At 63.5% G+C, this 17,430-nt stretch carries 18 protein-coding genes; 5 read left to right on the forward strand and 13 right to left on the reverse strand.

Features of this window, described 5'->3' with window-relative positions; translation table 11 throughout:
• Positions 1–2 precede the first annotated feature (2 nt).
• The 3 genes from OGV19_RS23005 to OGV19_RS23015 form a co-directional block, all read right to left on the reverse strand.
• Positions 3–635 carry a LysE family transporter gene (locus OGV19_RS23005; RefSeq protein WP_264310787.1) on the reverse strand — a complete coding sequence of 211 codons (633 nt, stop codon included), beginning with the start codon at positions 633–635 and terminating at the stop codon, positions 3–5.
• Positions 636–768: 133 nt separating this feature from the next.
• Complete coding sequence (locus tag OGV19_RS23010; protein ID WP_264310788.1) at positions 769–1,356, reverse strand: mechanosensitive ion channel family protein; 588 nt, start codon at positions 1,354–1,356, stop codon at positions 769–771.
• Complete coding sequence (locus OGV19_RS23015) at positions 1,356–3,266, reverse strand: ATP-binding cassette domain-containing protein (RefSeq protein ID WP_264310789.1); 1,911 nt, start codon at positions 3,264–3,266, stop codon at positions 1,356–1,358. The genes OGV19_RS23010 and OGV19_RS23015 overlap by 1 nt, the downstream gene beginning before the upstream one ends.
• A gap of 50 nt (positions 3,267–3,316) precedes the next feature.
• Between OGV19_RS23015 and OGV19_RS23020 the strand changes: the two genes are divergently transcribed.
• Positions 3,317–3,799, forward strand: coding sequence for a TIGR02444 family protein (locus tag OGV19_RS23020; protein WP_264310790.1), 483 nt, complete (start codon positions 3,317–3,319; stop codon positions 3,797–3,799).
• Here the strand turns inward: OGV19_RS23020 and OGV19_RS23025 are convergent.
• The gene (locus OGV19_RS23025; RefSeq protein ID WP_264310791.1) at positions 3,775–4,800 is read right to left on the reverse strand and encodes an AlgP family protein; all 1,026 of its coding nucleotides are present in this window, start codon (positions 4,798–4,800) and stop codon (positions 3,775–3,777) included. The two genes, OGV19_RS23020 and OGV19_RS23025, sit on opposite strands and share 25 nt — an antisense overlap.
• Positions 4,801–5,028: 228 nt before the next feature.
• Here OGV19_RS23025 and OGV19_RS23030 point away from each other — a divergent pair, with 228 nt between their 5' ends.
• Positions 5,029–5,679 carry an FKBP-type peptidyl-prolyl cis-trans isomerase gene (locus tag OGV19_RS23030; protein ID WP_264310792.1) on the forward strand — a complete coding sequence of 217 codons (651 nt, stop codon included), beginning with the start codon at positions 5,029–5,031 and terminating at the stop codon, positions 5,677–5,679.
• Between the two features lie 9 nt (positions 5,680–5,688).
• Here OGV19_RS23030 and rsd read toward each other — a convergent pair whose 3' ends face one another.
• From rsd to OGV19_RS23065, 7 genes are all read right to left on the reverse strand, one after another.
• Positions 5,689–6,159, reverse strand: a complete 471-nt coding sequence (rsd, locus tag OGV19_RS23035) for a sigma D regulator (protein ID WP_264310793.1) — start codon at positions 6,157–6,159, stop codon at positions 5,689–5,691.
• Between the two features lie 231 nt (positions 6,160–6,390).
• Positions 6,391–6,897, reverse strand: coding sequence for a disulfide bond formation protein B (locus OGV19_RS23040; protein WP_264310794.1), 507 nt, complete (start codon positions 6,895–6,897; stop codon positions 6,391–6,393).
• Between the two features lie 236 nt (positions 6,898–7,133).
• Entirely contained in the window at positions 7,134–8,372 is a 1,239-nt protein-coding gene (locus OGV19_RS23045; protein WP_264310795.1) for a heme biosynthesis protein HemY, read from the reverse strand.
• Positions 8,369–9,469 carry a uroporphyrinogen-III C-methyltransferase gene (locus OGV19_RS23050; protein ID WP_264310796.1) on the reverse strand — a complete coding sequence of 367 codons (1,101 nt, stop codon included), beginning with the start codon at positions 9,467–9,469 and terminating at the stop codon, positions 8,369–8,371. Before OGV19_RS23050 ends, OGV19_RS23045 begins: the two co-directional genes overlap by 4 nt.
• 45 nt (positions 9,470–9,514) lie before the next feature.
• The gene (locus tag OGV19_RS23055; RefSeq protein WP_264310797.1) at positions 9,515–10,282 is read right to left on the reverse strand and encodes a uroporphyrinogen-III synthase; all 768 of its coding nucleotides are present in this window, start codon (positions 10,280–10,282) and stop codon (positions 9,515–9,517) included.
• The gene (gene hemC / locus OGV19_RS23060) at positions 10,279–11,220 is read right to left on the reverse strand and encodes a hydroxymethylbilane synthase (RefSeq protein WP_264310798.1); all 942 of its coding nucleotides are present in this window, start codon (positions 11,218–11,220) and stop codon (positions 10,279–10,281) included. The genes OGV19_RS23055 and hemC overlap by 4 nt, the downstream gene beginning before the upstream one ends.
• A 124-nt stretch (positions 11,221–11,344) precedes the next feature.
• Positions 11,345–12,088: a LytR/AlgR family response regulator transcription factor gene (locus OGV19_RS23065; RefSeq protein ID WP_027595125.1), complete on the reverse strand. Its 744-nt coding sequence runs from the start codon at positions 12,086–12,088 to the stop codon at positions 11,345–11,347.
• Between the two features lie 310 nt (positions 12,089–12,398).
• Here OGV19_RS23065 and argH point away from each other — a divergent pair, with 310 nt between their 5' ends.
• On the forward strand, positions 12,399–13,793 hold the full coding sequence (argH, locus tag OGV19_RS23070; RefSeq protein ID WP_264310799.1) for an argininosuccinate lyase: 1,395 nt from the start codon (positions 12,399–12,401) through the stop codon (positions 13,791–13,793).
• Between the two features lie 134 nt (positions 13,794–13,927).
• Here argH and OGV19_RS23075 read toward each other — a convergent pair whose 3' ends face one another.
• On the reverse strand, positions 13,928–14,590 hold the full coding sequence (locus OGV19_RS23075) for a glutathione S-transferase (protein WP_264310800.1): 663 nt from the start codon (positions 14,588–14,590) through the stop codon (positions 13,928–13,930).
• A gap of 147 nt (positions 14,591–14,737) precedes the next feature.
• On the opposite strand from OGV19_RS23075, the gene OGV19_RS23080 reads away from it, so the two are divergent.
• Entirely contained in the window at positions 14,738–15,037 is a 300-nt protein-coding gene (locus OGV19_RS23080; protein ID WP_264310801.1) for a hypothetical protein, read from the forward strand.
• A gap of 69 nt (positions 15,038–15,106) precedes the next feature.
• Entirely contained in the window at positions 15,107–15,352 is a 246-nt protein-coding gene (locus tag OGV19_RS23085; RefSeq protein WP_264310802.1) for a TIGR02647 family protein, read from the forward strand.
• A 27-nt stretch (positions 15,353–15,379) separates the two neighbouring features.
• On the opposite strand, the gene OGV19_RS23090 is transcribed toward OGV19_RS23085, so the two are convergent.
• Complete coding sequence (locus OGV19_RS23090) at positions 15,380–17,323, reverse strand: cytochrome c/FTR1 family iron permease (RefSeq protein WP_264310803.1); 1,944 nt, start codon at positions 17,321–17,323, stop codon at positions 15,380–15,382.
• Positions 17,324–17,430 lie beyond the last annotated feature (107 nt).

A 17,430-nucleotide genomic window follows, 5' to 3' on the forward strand; every position in this document is an offset into this window, starting at 1 on the left:
TATCAGATAGGCGCGCGACGCAGGGTCGCGAGGAAGGTTGCCGCGCCGAGGAACAACCCGGCAAAGGTGCGGTTCAGCCGCTTCTGCTGCTTGGGCGTGCGCAGCAGGCGCAGCACCCGGGAAGCCAGGCCGGTGTAACCCGCCATGACCAGCATGTCGACGGTGATCATGGTGACGGTGATTGCCACATACTGTGGCAGCAGCGCCTCATGGGGGTTGATGAACTGCGGCAGCACCGCCAGCATGAACACCAGCGCCTTGGGGTTACTGACGTTGACCAGAAAACCACGGAACACCAGGCTCAGCGGTTTGCCGATCGGGCGCACGGTAGACTCTTCGCTCATGTCCATCGGCAACGCACGCCATTGCTTGTAGGCCAGGTAGACCAGGTAGGCGACGCCAAACCACTTGATAATCGTGAAGGCAGTGGCGGAAGCCGCCAGGATGGCGCCCACGCCAGCGGCGATGATGGCGATTTGCACGATCAGGCCAATCTGCAGGCCTAGTGCGTTCCAGTAACCGCGCCAGAAACCGTACTGCAGGCCGCTGGACATCGAGGCAATCGCCCCGGCCCCGGGTGAAAGGCTGATCACCCAACAGGCGGCAAAGAAGCCCAACCACACTTCCATCGACATCACACACCTCGCTCTAACATATGTTGCAAAACGTTAAGCTAAGATGATGGCGAAAAAATAACCAGTAATTTTTTGAAAGTGTGCGGCGGTCCGACTTGCCCGCGAAGAGGCCGGAGGCGGAAACACCAGGATGTCAGTCCGACTCGCTCGACAAGTCTTTGCTCAGCGCCTGCACTTCAGCCCCCCGCCAACGCCGCACGGACTTCTGGAAGAACTGGCTGTTCGGCACCTGCACCAGCGCCCCGCCCGCCTCGGGCAATTCCATCAGCGTGGTGAACAGCAGGTTGATGGCAATTACCCGGCCTTTGACGCCGGGCTTGTCCAGGGTATCGACCAGCTCGACCACATCACCGATGCGAAACGGCCCGACCGTGAAGATCAGCACCGCGCACAGCAGGTTGGACAGCACGCTCCACATGGCGAAGAACGCGACCGCAGCCACCGCGACGAAACCGGACAACGCGGTCCACAGCACGGTTGCGGAAACCCCCAGGCGCTCCAACACGAACAGCAGTGCGCTGCCCATGATCAACCAGCGCAAGCCGCCACGCACCGGCACCAGCAGCTCGGGCGGTAACGGGTAGCGCTGGCCCAGGCGGCTCAGACCACGGGCGATGACGCGCTGCAGGACAAAGGCAATGGCCAGGATCAGCAGAATCTGCAGGCCCAGCCAGAAGGTATCCATCCATTGCCCCGGCAGCAGCGAACGCAGTTCCTCCATCAGGACAGCGCCTCAAGCTCTGCCTGCATGCTTTCGAGGGTTTCCAGGGCTTCCATCCAGCCCTCTTCCAGCTCACCTTCACGCTGCTTGAGCTTGCTCTGGCGAGCCAGCAGGTCACGCAGTTCATCCTTGCGCGCCGCTTCGTACAGGCCACTGTCACCCAGCGCTGTTTCGATCTCGGCCAACTGCGCATGCACCTGGTTGAGCTCGGCCTCCAGCTTGTCAGCCGCTTTCTTGTGCGGTGCCAGTTGCTGACGCAACGCCGCTGCCGCCTGGCGCTGGGCTTTCTTGTCGGTCTTATCCGGGTTGGCCGGGGCGTTGCTGACCGGCGCATTGCGCTGACGGTACTCGACCAGCCAGCGGCTGTAGTCCTCAAGATCGCCATCGAAGGTATCAACCTTGCCGTCGGCCACCAGCAGGAAATCGTCGGTGGTGCTCTTGAGCAGGTGACGGTCGTGGGACACCACGACCACGGCACCGGCGAATTCCTGCAAGGCCATGGTCAGGGCCAGGCGCATTTCCAGGTCGAGGTGGTTAGTCGGTTCGTCCAGCAGCAACAGGTTCGGCCGCTCCCAGGCGATCAGTGCCAGGGCCAGACGGGCCTTTTCGCCACCGGAGAAGTTCACCACCGGTTCGTCGACACGGTTGCCATGGAAGTCGAAGCCGCCGAGGAAGTCGCGCAACGTTTGTTCGCGCTCGGCCGAGGCAATGCGCTGCAGGTGCAACAGTGGGCTGGCCTTGTCGTCGAGGGAGTCGAGCTGGTGCTGGGCAAAGTAACCCACCGCCAGGTTCTCGCCACGTACCAGGCGCCCCGACAGCGGCGCAAGCTCGCCGGCAAGGTTCTTGATCAGGGTCGACTTGCCCGCGCCATTGGGGCCGAGCAGGCCGATTCGCGCACCCGGGACCAGCTGCAGCTTGACCTTCTCCAGGATGGCTTTGTCGCCATAACCCAGGCGGCCTTCAGACATGTCCAGCAGTGGGCTGGAAATTTTCTGCGATTCGCGGAAGACGAAGTCGAATGGCGAATCGACGTGCGCCGCCGACAATTCTTCCATGCGTTCCAGGGCCTTGATCCGGCTCTGTGCCTGGCGGGCCTTGGTGGCTTGTGCCTTGAAGCGGGCGATGTACTTTTCCATGTGCGCACGCTGGGCCTGCTGCTTCTCGTAGGCTTGCTGCTGTTGCGCCAGGCGCTCGGCGCGGGTGCGTTCGAAGGCGCTGTAGCCGCCCTTGTACAGGTTGAGCTTGCGCTGCTCGACGTGCACCACGTGGTCAACCACGGCATCAAGGAAATCGCGGTCGTGGGAAATCAGCAGCAAGGTGCCGGGGTAGCCCTTGAGCCAGTCTTCCAGCCAGAGGATCGCATCCAGGTCCAGGTGGTTGGTGGGTTCGTCGAGCAGCAGCAGGTCGGACGGGCACATCAGCGCCTGCGCCAGGTTCAGGCGCATCCGCCAGCCACCGGAGAAGTCACCGACACGGCGGTCCATCTGCTCGTTGATGAAGCCAAGGCCGGCCAGCAACTTGCGCGCACGGGCATCGGCGGTATAGCCATCGGCACTTTCCAGCTCACTGTGCAGGCGCGCCAGGGCTGTGCCGTCATGGGCCGTTTCGGCCACCGCAAGCTCGGCCTGCACCTTGCGCAGGCGCACGTCGCCATCGAGTACATAGTCCACCGCCAGGCGGTCGAGGGTGTCGACCTCCTGGCGCATGTGGGCTATGCGCCAGTCGCCGGGTAGCAGGCAATCGCCGGAATCGGGCGAAAGCTCACCGCGCAGCAAGGCGAACAGGCTGGATTTTCCGGCGCCGTTGGCACCGATCAAACCGGCCTTGTGGCCGGCGTGCAAGGTCATCTCGGCGCCTTCTAGCAAGCGCTGCGGACCACGCTGTAAAGTGAGGTTGGATAGTCTGATCATGATGGTCGCGGAGTCTACCAGCTTCCTCGGCCCGTAGCGTGAGTGGAATCATGTGCACCGACCTGTGGAATCACGCCCTGGCCTTGTATGCCAGGGCCGGCGTTGAAGAGGCCTGCCTTGGCGTGCAAGCGCTGGGCGGTGACGTTTGCCTGTTGCTCTGTGCGACCTGGCTGCAAGCACGCGGCGTGGCCGCAAATGATGAGCGCGCGCAAGCCCTGCGCAACATTGCCGCGCCTTGGCAGCGTGAGGTAGTGACCCCGTTACGGGGCCTGCGCCAACAATGGCGCACGGCAGCGCACACCGATACGCAGTTGGCGGCGTTGCGTGAGCAACTAAAGGGGTTGGAATTGCAGGCCGAGAAGGCCTTGCTGGAACGCCTGCAGGCGCGTTCGCAACAGTGGCCCGCGGGCTCCCACGAGCCCGCGGACGACTGGCTGGCCCGGCTAGCGCCGGACCAGGCCCGAGATCACCGCGCGCTGCATCAGTTGCGCGTCGCGGCGGCAGCGCTTCAGGATGCCGAAGACGGCGCCTGAGCCGGGGTGCTGGCGGGTGCCGACGGCGCTGCAGCCGGGGAGGCCGAGTTGGTCGCGGCGGCAGGCGCGCTGGTGGCAGCCGTGGCCGCTTTGGTTTCGGCTGGTTTGCTCGCGGCGGGCTTGGCGGCAGCGGGTTTGGCCGCAGCCTTCACCGCCGGTTTTGCCGCTGGCTTGGCGGCAGCACGCGCGGGTGCTTTAGCGGCAACCGCTGGTTTCGCAGCCGGTTTTGCAGCAGCCGCTTTGGCCGGGGCTTTAGTCGCCGCAGGTTTGGCTGCAGGTTTAGCAGCGGCGGCCTTGGCGGGTGCTTTTGCAGCAGCCGGTTTGGCGGCGGGTTTAGCAGCGCCAGCCTTGGCCGGTGCTTTGGCAGCGACGGCTTTAGCGGCGGGCTTGGCCGCAGGTTTGGCGGCGGCGGCTTTGGCGGGCGCTTTGGCCGCAGCGGGTTTGGCCGGGGCCTTGGCTGCAGGTGCTTTGGCTGCTGGTGCTTTGGCTGCAGGTGCTTTGGCGGCGGGCTTGGCGGCAGCGGAACGAGCGGCGGGCTTGGTAGCGGCGGCTTTCGCCGGGGCTTTGGCAGCGGCCGGTTTTGCAGCCTTGGCAGCGACGGCGCGCTGGTCCAGTGCCTTGCTGGCGGCTTCACGCACTTTACCCACGCCCTGGGCCAGCTTCAGGCTGTCCTGGGCATCACGCTTGAGCTGTTGGATATAGGTGCGCGTCTGGGTCTGGCGGCCCTTGAGCGAGTCGAGCAAACCTTCAAGTTCACCGATGGCTTTTTGTGCTTTGTTCTGCGCCTTGGCCTTACCTGCCTTGGCCGCGTCCTGCAGTTTCAGACGACCGTTATGCAGTTTCTCTTGTGCCTTGCCACGTTGCTTTTCCAACTTGGCCAGCAGTTTTTCCGCATCAGCCAGCGCTTGCGAGCAGGCATCTTCCAAATGTTCGAGCAGGCTGCCCGAAAGTTGCTGGAGCAGGTGCAACGGCGTACTTACTGGCTTCTTTTTGGCCGACATGGTTTACCTCCTGGCTGACGAGATTGCGGCTCATACTATGCTTCTGCTGCTACCGCCGCTAGGGCATGTTGACAGTAATATTTACGCCGCGTTGCATGCCTGGGCAAAGTTGTTATCTTGCAGCTCCGTGAAAGTGTAGTTGCAGAATAAAGCGTTGCTCATATTTGGCCGATACCGGCCAACCCGGATGTTGGCTGTAACGGCCCGCTCATTGCGCAGGAACTGTCCATGCCTCGTTTTCTTGTTTTAGGTTTGTGCCTGGTGGCGCCCTTTGCCCTGGCCGATGCGGACGACCATGACCTGGCTTACAGCCTGGGCGCCAGCCTGGGCGAGCGTTTGCGAGATGAGATGCCGGGGCTGCAACTGGACGCCTTGGTCGAAGGCCTGCGCCAGTCCTATCAAGGGCAACCGCTAACGCTCGACAAGGCACGCATGCAGGCCGTGCTGCAGCAGCATGAAGTGCAGGCAGCGACTACGGCCGAGCAGGCTCAGGCAGAAAAACAACAGGCGGTGGAAACACGCTTCATGGCCAACGAGCGGGCGCGTGCCGGTGTGCATGAGCTGCCCGAAGGCGTGCTCTACAGCGAACTGCAAAGCGGTGCGGGCGCGCAGCCAAACGCGGGCGGCAAGGTGCAGGTACGCTACGTGGGCAGGTTGCCGGATGGCTCGGTGTTCGATCAAAACCAACAGCCACAGTGGTTCAGCCTGGGCTCGGTGATCGAGGGGTGGCAAGTGGCCTTGCCTCGGATGCATGCAGGCGCCAAGTGGCGCCTGGTGATCCCGTCGGCCCAAGCCTACGGCGCAGAGGGCGCAGGTGACCTGATCGCGCCCTATACACCCTTGGTATTCGAAATCGAACTGCTGGCGGTTGGCGACTGACGCCCCGCTTCAGGCTTCGACCGCGCCTTCTTCCTTGTGCGCGTTGTGCAGCACCTCAATCAGGCAATCTTCCAGCTCGAAGCGCTCGTGCAGCAGGGCACCCAACTTCGTCAGCTTGTCGGCGAAACGTTCTGGGTCCGTGCACTCACCCTTTACGCAATGGTCATTGAAGGCCAGGGCGATCTGGGTGCTGTCATCGATACGTGGATTGATCTGTGTAGCCAGTTCAAGGCCGCGCGTATCACCGAAGGCCTTGGCTTCGCTGACCAGTTGTTCGCTGACCTCGAAATGCCACGCCGAAACGTAGTCGACCAGGAGCGCGCAAAAGTCCCCGTTGGTGTCCTTATCGGCGAAGGCTGGCTTCAAATCGCGCAATGCGCGGAAAGCCTGCACCAGTTCCTGGCGCTCCTCCAGCCAACGGTCGATCAGCTTGTGAACCCCACCCCAGCGTTCCTGGGCATTCTGACAACTATCGAGCATGGCGATCTCTTCCCTTCTGGGTAGATGCCGCTGCACCTCGTACCACGACCGCGCAGCACAAAGGTGACATCAGCAGGACGGCATCGAGCAGTTGTATTTTCGGTATGCGTGCTGGGAGATTATTCCCGCGCGTGCTGACCATCAAGGTACGCAGCAGACAAAGTTCATACAAGTGTTTAATACCCTGTCACATCGCCATTGGTCGCGATGGCGTACCAGGCTTGCGCCAGGTCAAACGCCAGCCAGAGTGCGGAAACGATACGCCAGCAGGTGGCTCAAGGGCAGCGCGGCCAGTAGCAGGAACGCCAACAGGCTCCATTCAGGCAGCGTCAGGTCAAGAAAGCTCCAGGTCAGCGAGTTGCAGTCCGGGCCACCCAGCAGCAATTGCCGGGCGGCTTCGCGCCAGGATTGCTCGAATACCCGCCAGATGGGTGCCGGGCACAGCGGGATCGCCCCGCCCGCCCCCTGCAACCAGACATGCCGTGCCGCCAGCAGCGCCCCCGCCAGCGAACAGGCCAGCATTGCCCGCGCATAACGACGAATACCCGGCATACCTGGCGCCTGCATCACTGCACCCAGGCATAGCACCGCGTACAGCCCAAGCAGCAAGCGCTGGGTGAAACACAACGGGCAGGGCACCAGCCCCAGAGCACTTTCAAGGTGAAAGGAGCCGACCAGCACCGCCAGTGAGGCAAGGCAGGCAGGGAGAAAAAAGGTGCGTAAGCGGGCCGGCAGCATGGGTGATGGTGGTCCCGGGGAATGAAGTGGCTTGAAACGGTAGAGGAAAGAACCGCTTTGTTTCAAGGCGCTACAGGAACGACAAGTCGCTGAATAGCAAAGGAAGTTTCCATCCGGGAAGTAGGAAACGTCTTAAGAAATGGATTGCAGATCTAACTTATAACGCCGGACAAGTTACCCACCCCCTGAGCCCGCATGCTGGCACGGTCTCAGGGGTAGCTCAGGAGTCGTTCAGATCAGGCGCGGACAGCTTCTGGCAACGGCAGCGCCAGCAAACGCTCATCCAGTAAACCGAGGCCTTCCTGGAACAGCTGGTTGCTGCGTTCGGTCTCGCCGAGGCCGGCGAGCAAGCGGGCCAACTCCGCACAGGTTTCCGGATTGCGCTCCATCCGCAAGCTGCTTTCCAGATAATCCCGTGCCTTGCCCCACAGACGGTTCTGCAAGCTCAGGCGGCCGAGGGTCAGCAACAGGCTCGGGTCCTGCGGGTGCGCCTTCAGCCAGCTTTCGGCAGCCTGCAACTGACGCGCCGGGTCATCACCGCGCACCAGGCCATACAAACGGGCCAGGTGGCTTTCGTATTCGCGCTTGAGGGCGGTGCGCAACACCTGCTCTGCTTCACCCTGGGCGCCCACCTGGCGCAGTTGCTCAGCGTAGGCAAGCACCAGCTGGGGTTCCTGGCGCTGGGCGGCGGTGAGTTGCTGCCAAGCGCGTTCCAGGGCCTGACGCGCAGTTTTCGCATCTTCGCCACGGGTCGTCGCCAGGCTCAGGTTCTGACCCCAGGCACGCTTTTCAAGTGCAGCGAGCTCTTCGGCTGGCAACACCTTGCCTTTGCGCAGGTCAGGCAGCAGGCGAATCAGCGCCGACCAGTCGCCTCGCTCCAAGTGCAAGCGCTGCAACAGGCGCAGCACCTGGCCGTTTTGCGGGTGCCGCTCCTGCATCGCCAGCAGGGTTTCCAGGGCACCGTCGGTATCACCACGGTCCATCTGCAACTGGGCATGGGTAAGGGCAATGGCAAGTTCCGCCTGCGGCTGACGCTCCAGGGCGCGCTCAAGCAGGTTGTCGCTGTCTTCCTTGCGGCCCTGCTCGTTGGCGGCACGGGCGGCACCGAGGTAGTAGAGCAAGGGCTGGCGCTCGGCTTCGGCGGCGCGGTGCAGATGGCGCTGGGCACTGGCCCAGCGGCCTTCGGCGAGGTCCAACTGGCCTTGCTCGATGGCCAGGCGGATGCGGCGGCTGCGGTTGCGTCGCGACCACGGGTTGACCACACCACTGGACGTCAGCACCAGGCCGACCAGGTAGCGCAGCAACCAGAGCACGGCAACCACGGCGATAAGCCCGGCCAGCGCGGCCCACAGCCCCGACTGATAGCGGAAGCTGCCATAGGAGATCAGCACATAACCGCTGTGTTTGGCCACCGCGATGCCCAAGGCGGCCGCGATCACGATCGCCAGCACGGCCAGCAGGTAGACCCGCTTCATGGCTTGCCCCCTTCACCCTCGTCCGGCAGATGGCGGCGCTGGATGTAGGCCTGCACCGAAGCCAGGCTCTCGCTCAAATCAGGCGTAACGACAGACACCGGTTGCTCGGCCAGGGCGTTGAGGCTGTCGAGCATGGCCTTGCTCTGCGGGTTGTCGGCGTTGAAGTTGGCCAACAGCACGCTGCGTGCATCATCCAGTGCCTGGGTGTAAACCTTCGCATCACCATTGAGCGCCGCCCATTGAGCTTGCTCGATGGTCAGGCTCAGGGCCAGGCGCAGCTGGTTGAGCGACTGCCCGGCCAGCAGTGGCCGTACGTTGTCATCGGCATTGAAGTCGATCTGGAAATACTTGGAGATTTCCGCCCACCACTGCGACCAGCGACTGGCGCCATCGCCGTCGGCGGTCAGCGCACCGAGCGCATCGGCATTGCTGTCAAACTCCGGCGACTGGGCGCTGAGCTGCTGCACCAGTTCACGTTGCGCGGCAAGCTTCAAGAACAGGCCAGTGCGGTCTGGTTGCTGCGTGCTATTGAGCGTTGCCAGGCTGCGCGCCAACTGCTCACGGGCGGCGAAGGCGCCCGGGTCGCTCTGCTCGCGAAGGATTTCGTCGGCGCCTTCGACCAGGGCCTTGGCACTGGTGATGTCCTGCAGGGCCGAGAGGCGCAGGGTGGCCAGGCGCAGCAAGTGCTCGGCCTCTGCCAGGCGCCATTCCTTGCGGCTCTCGCCAAGCACGGTTTCCAGGCGCTGGCTGAGGCGCTGTTGATCACCCTGCAGTTGCGACACCAGGCGGCGGCGGTCTTCCAGCTCGCTAGCGGCCGGCAGGCTGGCCAACTGCGCACTGATTTGCTGTTCACGCTGCTGCAGCGCTTCGGCGCGCTGGTTCAGTGCTTCAAGGTGTTGCCCTTGGTTAAACTCGCTGCCCTGCAGTTGACGCACCTGCCAGACACCCCAGCCACCTATCGCGACCCCGGCCGCACCCAGCAGCAGGGCCAGCGCTGCCAGACCGCTGCCGGAGCGCTTGGCGGGTGTGGCGGTGACGGGGTCCGCCGGCGTCTGGGCCGACGGCTGATCATTGTTGGACAAGACAGTTTCGCTCACGTATCCATCCTTTGCATGGGGGCGCTTGGCGTTCAGCTTAGCGCCTTAAGAGGCAGGTGCAGCGCTGCGCTGCACGGCTGCCAGCAAGGCCGTGGCACTGGCGCCACGGCAATCCACAACCTGTTGGGCCCCGGCGGCCCTGGCCTGCTCGGCAACCCGCGGGCTCGGCACGAACAGCGGCAGACGCGCTACCTGCGGCCAATCGGCGCCGGCCATCTGCTGCAAATGTTCGAAACCCTGCCCACTGCTGACCACCAGGCCATTGAGGCGTTCCGCTTCGATGCGGCGCATCAAGGTGCCCGCTGGGTACTCCGGCAGGCAGCGACGATACAGTTCCAGATAATCGACACTAGCACCTTGCTCTGCAAGACGCTCTGCCAGCAGTTCGCGACCTCCCACGCCACGGACGATCAAGACACGCGGCGCAGACACGCTGATTGCCGCGCGCAGGGCCGCAAGCGCAAGCAAGGCTTCGCTGTCATCGCCGTGCGCCGGGCAGGCCACTTCAAGGCCTGCGCCCTGCAGCACAGCTGCGGTCGCCTCGCCCACGGTGAACCAACCTGTTGGGGGCGGCTGCAGCCCGGCCTGGGCCAGCCGTTCGAGCAGCAATCTGGCTGCCGGCTTGCTGACCACGATGATTGCCTGAAAACCCTGCAGGTCACCCAGCAACTGACGTTGCCGGTCATCCACAGCGACAGCTTCTATCGCCAGCAGCGGCAGACAGCTGCTAGCCACCCCCGCCGCCGCCAGGTATTGCGCCAGTGCTGTGCAGTCATCGGCAGGCCGGGTCAGCAGCAGGCGCCAGCGACTCACGGGTGCCCGGCCTCGCCATAGACTTCCTTGAGGATGGCTTCGGCGCCCTGGCTCAGCAGGTCTTCGGCAACCTGCACGCCCAACGCTTCAGCCGACGCGCGTAGCGCGCGGGCCTCAGCCACCAGCAAGGTGCCACCGCTGGGCTGGCCGACCAGGCCACGCAGCCACAGCTGGTCGCCTTCAAGTACCGCGTAGCAGGCAATCGGCACCTGGCAGCCGCCATTGAGGCGCTTGTTCAGGGCCCGTTCGGCCACCACCCGGTCGGCAGTGTCGAGATGGTGCAAAGGCGCCAGCAGCGCATGGATTTCGCTGTCGGCACTGCGGCATTCGATACCCACCGCGCCTTGGCCACCCGCTGGCAGGCTGTCGTCGACACTGATGCTGGAGGTGATGCGGTCTTCGAAACCGAGGCGGATCAAGCCGGCTGCGGCGAGGATGATCGCGTCATATTCACCGGCATCGAGCTTGGCCAGGCGGGTATTGACGTTGCCACGCAAGAAGCGGATTTCAAGGTCCGGGCGACGCGCCAGCAACTGGGCCTGACGGCGCAGGCTGGAGGTACCGACAATGCTGCCAGCGGGCAAGGCTTCGAGGCTTTCGAAACGGTTGGAAACGAAAGCATCGCGCGGGTCTTCACGCTCGCAGATGCAGTACAGGCCCAGGCCTTCGGGGAAGTCCATGGGCACGTCCTTCATCGAATGCACGGCGATGTCGGCTTCGTTGTCCAGCAGGGCGGTTTCCAGTTCTTTGACGAACAGGCCCTTGCCGCCGATTTTCGCCAGCGGCGCATCAAGCAGCTTGTCGCCGCGGCTGACCATGGGCACCAGGGTCACCAGCAACCCAGGGTGAGCCTGCTCGAGGCGGGCTTTGACATATTCGGCCTGCCACAAGGCCAAGGCACTTTTACGGGTGGCAATGCGGATTTCGCGAGTGGACATGGAACGCCCCGATGCAGAGAAATACCACCGATGATAACAGCTCCGGGGGCATCGCTAGCAGATGCGGGTCAATGGCGGTGTGCGGCCTGTGCGCGGCCATGGAAGTGGCCGCGCAAAGACAGGGTCAGAGCGTCTGCATCATCTTGCGCACGCCGGCCACGTGGCGCCGGCTGACGGTCAGGGCATCACCGTCCAGGCCTTTGAGAAACAGCTGAAAATGCCCCAGCGGGGTGCGCTGCAGGCGTTCGATACGCTCGCGAGCCACCAGCGCATTGCGATGGATGCGCACAAAGCGTTCGCCGAATTCGTCTTCCAGGGCCTTGAGGGGCTCATCGAGCAACACCTCCCCGCCCTCGTGGCGCAAGGTCACGTATTTGTGGTCAGCGATGAAATAGATGACCTGGGGCAAGGGAATCAGCTCGATGCCCTTTCGCGTTCGCGCACTGATATGGCTGCGCGGGCCTCCGCCTTCATTAGCCGGCCGGGTGAGCGCCGCCAACTGGGCGCGGTTGGGCTTCTCGGCCTTGCGCAAAGCATCGCGCAGCGCCTGGGGCTGGAAGGGTTTGGTCACATGGCTGAGGGTGCTGTCCTTGAAAGCTTCGGTGCCGTATTCATCGTCGCCGGTGCAAAACACCACCGACGGCGGCGCCTCGCGCTCGCACAGGCGAGCGGCAACCTGCAGGCCATCCAGGCCAGGCATGCCGATGTCCAACAGGACGACATCGGGCTTGAGGCTTTCAATCAGCGCCAGGGCCTCCTCGCCGTTGGTGGCGCTAGGCTCCAGCACGGTATAACCCTCTAGTTCGCCGAGTAGCCTACTGAGGCGTTCACGGCCTTGGGGTTCGTCATCAACGATCAGGACATTCATAATTGCGCTGGATTCCTGAATGAGTCTCGCACAGGTTATAGCGTAGACAGGTGTGGTTCGAGCGACACTGCGTGTCACGCTCTAGACCGGTGCGATGGCCAAAGATTCACTCGGCCGGCAGATTCACTGCCAGTCCTCTGTCCAACTGTAGACGGTCCGTGGAACACTGCCGTTCATTCCTGCAAATCCTTGCTTGCTCGTTTGCCTGGCGTTTTGGCGACATTTCTCTCGACCGGCGTCCTGCGGCAGCGCGCCCAACCCTGCTATTATCGGCGCCACTTTTTCGTTCACGCCTGCAATGAGTGAATCCATGAGCACCGACAAGACCAATCAGTCCTGGGGCGGCCGCTTCAGTGAGCCCGTCGACGCCTTCGTCGCCCGTTTCACCGCTTCGGTCGATTTCGACAAGCGCCTGTACCGCCACGACATCATGGGTTCGATCGCCCACGCCACCATGCTGGCGCAGGTCGGCGTGCTCAGCGATGCCGAGCGCGACACCATCATCGATGGCCTGAAGACCATCCAGGGCGAGATCGAGGCCGGCAACTTCGACTGGCGCGTCGACCTCGAAGACGTGCACATGAACATCGAAGCACGCCTGACCGACCGCATCGGCATCACCGGCAAGAAGCTGCACACCGGCCGCAGCCGCAACGACCAGGTCGCCACCGACATCCGCCTGTGGCTGCGTGACGAGATCGACCTGATCCTGGCCGAGATCACCCGCCTGCAACAGGGCCTGCTGGCGCAGGCCGAGCGTGAAGCCGAGACCATCATGCCCGGTTTCACCCACTTGCAGACCGCTCAGCCAGTCACCTTCGGCCACCACCTGCTGGCCTGGTTCGAAATGCTCAGCCGCGACTACGAGCGCCTGGTCGACTGCCGCAAGCGCACCAACCGCATGCCCCTGGGCAGCGCCGCGCTGGCAGGCACCACCTACCCAATCGACCGCGAGCTCACCTGCAAGCTGCTGGGCTTCGAGGACGTATCCGGCAACTCGCTGGACGGCGTCTCGGACCGTGACTTCGCCATCGAATTCTGCGCTGCCGCAAGCATTGCGATGATGCACCTGTCGCGCTTCTCCGAAGAGCTGGTGCTGTGGACCAGCGCGCAGTTCCAGTTCATCGACCTGCCTGATCGCTTCTGCACCGGCAGCTCGATCATGCCGCAGAAGAAGAACCCGGACGTGCCGGAGCTGGTACGTGGCAAGAGCGGCCGCGTGTTTGGCGCCCTGATGGGCCTGCTGACCCTGATGAAAGGCCAACCGCTGGCCTACAACAAGGACAACCAGGAAGACAAGGAACCGCTGTTCGACGCCGCCGATACCCTGCGCGATTCGCTGCGTGCCTTTGCCGACATGGTCCCGGCCATCAAGCCCAAGCACGCGATCATGCGCGAAGCGGCCCTGCGCGGCTTCTCCACCGCCACCGACCTGGCTGACTACCTGGTACGCCGAGGCCTGCCGTTCCGTGATTGCCACGAAATCGTCGGCCACGCGGTGAAGTATGGTGTGGACACTGGCAAGGACCTGGCCGAAATGAGCCTGGACGAACTGCGCCAGTTCAGCGACCAGATCGAGCAGGACGTGTTTGCCGTGCTGACCCTGGAAGGGTCGGTCAATGCCCGTGACCACATTGGTGGTACGGCGCCGGCGCAGGTGCGTGCGGCGGTGGTGCGCGGTCAAGCCTTGCTGGCTTCGCGCTAAGGGCCATTGCGAGGGCTTCGCCCTCGTTCGCGGGGCAAGCCCGCTCCCACAGATGTGTGCATGCTTCAGGAAAAGTGCGGCACCTGTGGGAGCGGGCTTGCCCCGCGAATGGGCTGCAAAGCAGCCCCCGGTAGTTACCGCTTACCGCTACGAATCATCTCCATAAAGGCCGGCATCGCCGCCTCCTTGTCTGCCATGATCCGCGCCATGTGCGGGTTCTCGCGCATCTTCTCCAGCAACGCCTTGGCCTCGGGGAAATCCGCGAGGAAGTCGATGTCGAGCACCTTCTTGCCCACCGCACAAGCCAGATCGACCGAGAAGCAGAACATCAAATCGGCAATCGTCAGCTGCTCACCCGCCACATAGGGGGCAAAGCGCCCATTGCGCTTGAGCGTGGCGAAGCCTGCCAGCAGGTCGGCGCGGGCCCGCTCCTTGATCAGCGGCTCCACCGACATGCCAAAGAACGACTCGGCATAGCAGGTACGCGCCGGCAACTCGATGTACAGCTCGATTTCCTTGAGCAGCTCACGCACCTTGGCCTGCTCGAACGGGTCCGCCGGCATCAGCGCCTTGCCGCCTTGGGTCTGCTCGATGTAGTCGAGGATCACACTGGTCTCGCTGATAAAGCCGTGCTCGGTTTCCAGCACTGGCACCTTGCCGCGCGGGCTGACTTCCAGCGCGTGGGGCGCTTGGCCGCCATAGAAGGTGACCTCCTCGAAAGGCAGGCCTTTTTCCAGCAGGGCCAGCTTGACCATGTTGTAGTAGTTGCTGACCGAGAATCCGTGAAGCTTGAGCATGGGGTAACAGCCTCCAGGCCGTAAGGGGATGGCCCGGCTTTTATAGACCCTATGCCTGCGCCTGACCAGCGTCATGCACCCGCTCGATGACCGGACATTGCCACCACAGGCGTGGCAAACTGTATGCCCCATCACAGGAGTACCGCCATGAGCGAGCCCACCGACATCGACAATGACGACGAAGCCTTCGCCGAGGCAACGCTGACCCAGGCCATCGAGAACCAGATCGAAAGCGGCGAACCGGCGGCGGCCAAGGCCACCTTCAACAAGCTGACCTTGGTCGGCTACGCGCGCGAGGACATCCTCAACCTGATGGCCCATGTGTTGGCCTTCGAGATCGACAACATGCTGGTGGAAGACCGCGCGTTCGACAGCGAATGGTACGAGAACGCCCTGCGCGCCCTGCCCGAGCTGCCACCTGAGATGGATCAAGGCGACGACGAATAACCCGACTACACTCGAAGGTCAGGCACCGATGACGGTGCCGCTATCCTCGTCTGGAAGTCAGGAGTCGCCATGTCCTTTACCCCCGATCTGATCGCCGAACTGGAAGTCCTTGCGCTGTTCAAACACGACAGCAGCCAAGAAGGCATCAAGATAAACAGCAACGCCGCTCCTGCCCTGATTGCGGCCGCACAGCGCCTGTACGATAAAGGGCTGACCGATCAACCCGATGGTGGCTACCTGACCAGCCTGGGTCATGACGCCGTCGACAGTGTTCAACTGCTGCAGAACATTCTCAAAGCGCCACAACCGGCCTGATCAAATAGCGTTACCAGGAGGGCGGCCTCAGTTGGCCGCCGCCCTGCGCTTCTCGGCCAACCGCGAGCGCCCGTACAGGAACACGATGGCCAGCAGTGCCACCGCCTGGGCCGCCAGCGAGTAGGCATCGGCGTGAATGCCCAACCAGTCGAACTCAAAGAACGCCACCGGCCGCGTGCCCAGCACCCCGGCCTCTTGCAGTGCCTTGACGCCGTGCCCGGCGAACACCACCGACAGCGCACACAACAGCGCCGCGTTGATGCTGAAGAATAGCGACAGCGGCAGCTTGGCCGAGCCTCGCAATATCACCCACGCCAACCCCACCAGCAGCACCAGGGCCGTGGCGCCCCCTGCCAGCACCGCCTGATGCCCGGCAGGCCCTGCCTGCAGCCACAGGGTTTCGTAGAACAGGATCACTTCGAACAGCTCGCGGTACACCGAGAAGAACGCCAGCACGGCAAAACCGAAACGCCCGCCCCCACTGACCAGGCTGCTCTTGATGTAGTCCTGCCAGGCCGCAGCGTGACGGCGGTCGTGCATCCATACCCCCAGCCACAGCACCATGACCGCAGCAAACAGCGCCGTGCAGCCTTCGAGTAGCTCGCGCTGGGCACCGCCCACATCGATCACATAGGCCGCCAGGGCCCAGGTGGCGAAACCTGCGACCAGCGCCAGCCCCCAACCGACATTGACGCTGCGCACCGCCGACTGCTGGCCGGTGTTGCGCAGGAAGGCGAGGATCGCCGCCAGCACCAGAATCGCCTCAAGGCCTTCACGCAGCAGAATCAACAGCCCGGAGATGTAGCTCAGCGACCAGCTCAGGCCATCACTGCCCAGCAGCTTGGCGGCCTGGTCGAGCTTGGCCTTGGCTTCGACCAGGCGTTGCTCGGCCTGGGCCACTGGCAAGCCGTCCTGCAGCGACTGGCGGTAGGCCATAAGGGATTTTTCAGTGTCCTTGCGCGCCTGGGTATCGATGTTGTCCAGCGAGCTTTCCACCAACTCGAACCCTTCCAGGTACGCGGCTACCGAGAGGTCATACGCCTGGTCATGATCGCCTTCGCGGTAGGCCGCCAGGCTTTTGTCCAAGGTGCTGGCGGTGTATTCGAGCAACTGCGCCGGGCCGCGTTTGGCCTGTGGCGGCTGAGCACGCTGGGCGCGAAACGCCTCCAGCGCACCGGCCCCTTCGTTGGCGGCGACTTCGGTTGGGGTCTGGCGGGCAAGGTCTGCCAGGTTCCAGGCCTTGTCACCCTTGGCGGCGTCGGGCTTGGCGGTGAAGCTCGCCACATAGGCGGCGACGTCCCAGCGTTGACGCTCATCAAGCTGATCGGCGAACGACGGCATCTCGGTGCCTTCAATGCCCAAACCAAGGGTGTTGTACAGGTCGAACAGGCTCAACTGGTCAAGCCGCTCGACGCTGCGCAGGTTGGCGGGCGGCGGCTCCAGGCCAACACCGGCCGGGCCATCGCCGGCGCCGGTGTCGCCGTGGCAGATCGAGCAATTCTGCGCATACAGCGAGGCCCCGCGGGCCGGGTCCGGGGTAATCACCGGGGCCTGGCTGACCTCGTAGGCCACCGCCAGGCGCGCGCCCAGCTGGCGGGCCTGGCGGGCAACGGCGGCGCCGTCCTGACGCTGCTCGATGGCCTGGCGCAAGCCCTGCACGCCCTGCTCCAGTGCGGGTTGCTCGGCATGCGCCGGCAAGCCTTTGACCAGCTCGGCCAGCACCGCACTGAACTCCTGTTGCTCGCGGTATTCGCCCTCGTCGATCACCTTGCCGTCACGCACGGTCGGCGGGTAGTCGGCACCGAGGTAATCGAGCAGGTGCAAGGCCTTGGTGGCCTCGGCGGGGGTTTCGGCCAGCACCACGGTGCTGCACAGCGCCAGCACTGGGCCAAGCAATAAAGCAGGCAGCCAAGCTAGCAGACGGGAACGGGTTTTCATGGCCAGTCTCGGAGGGAATGCGAAAGAGAACATTGTTCACTTCCACTCTATTTCTCTCAAGGGTGGCGGGCGGATTTCATGAAAAATCTTGTGACAAAACAGGGGGAAATCAGGCGTGACGTTTACAATTTTCACCTAGG

The sequence above is a fragment of the Pseudomonas putida genome (genome assembly GCF_025905425.1).
Taxonomy (GTDB): Bacteria; Pseudomonadota; Gammaproteobacteria; order Pseudomonadales; family Pseudomonadaceae; genus Aquipseudomonas; species Aquipseudomonas putida_AF.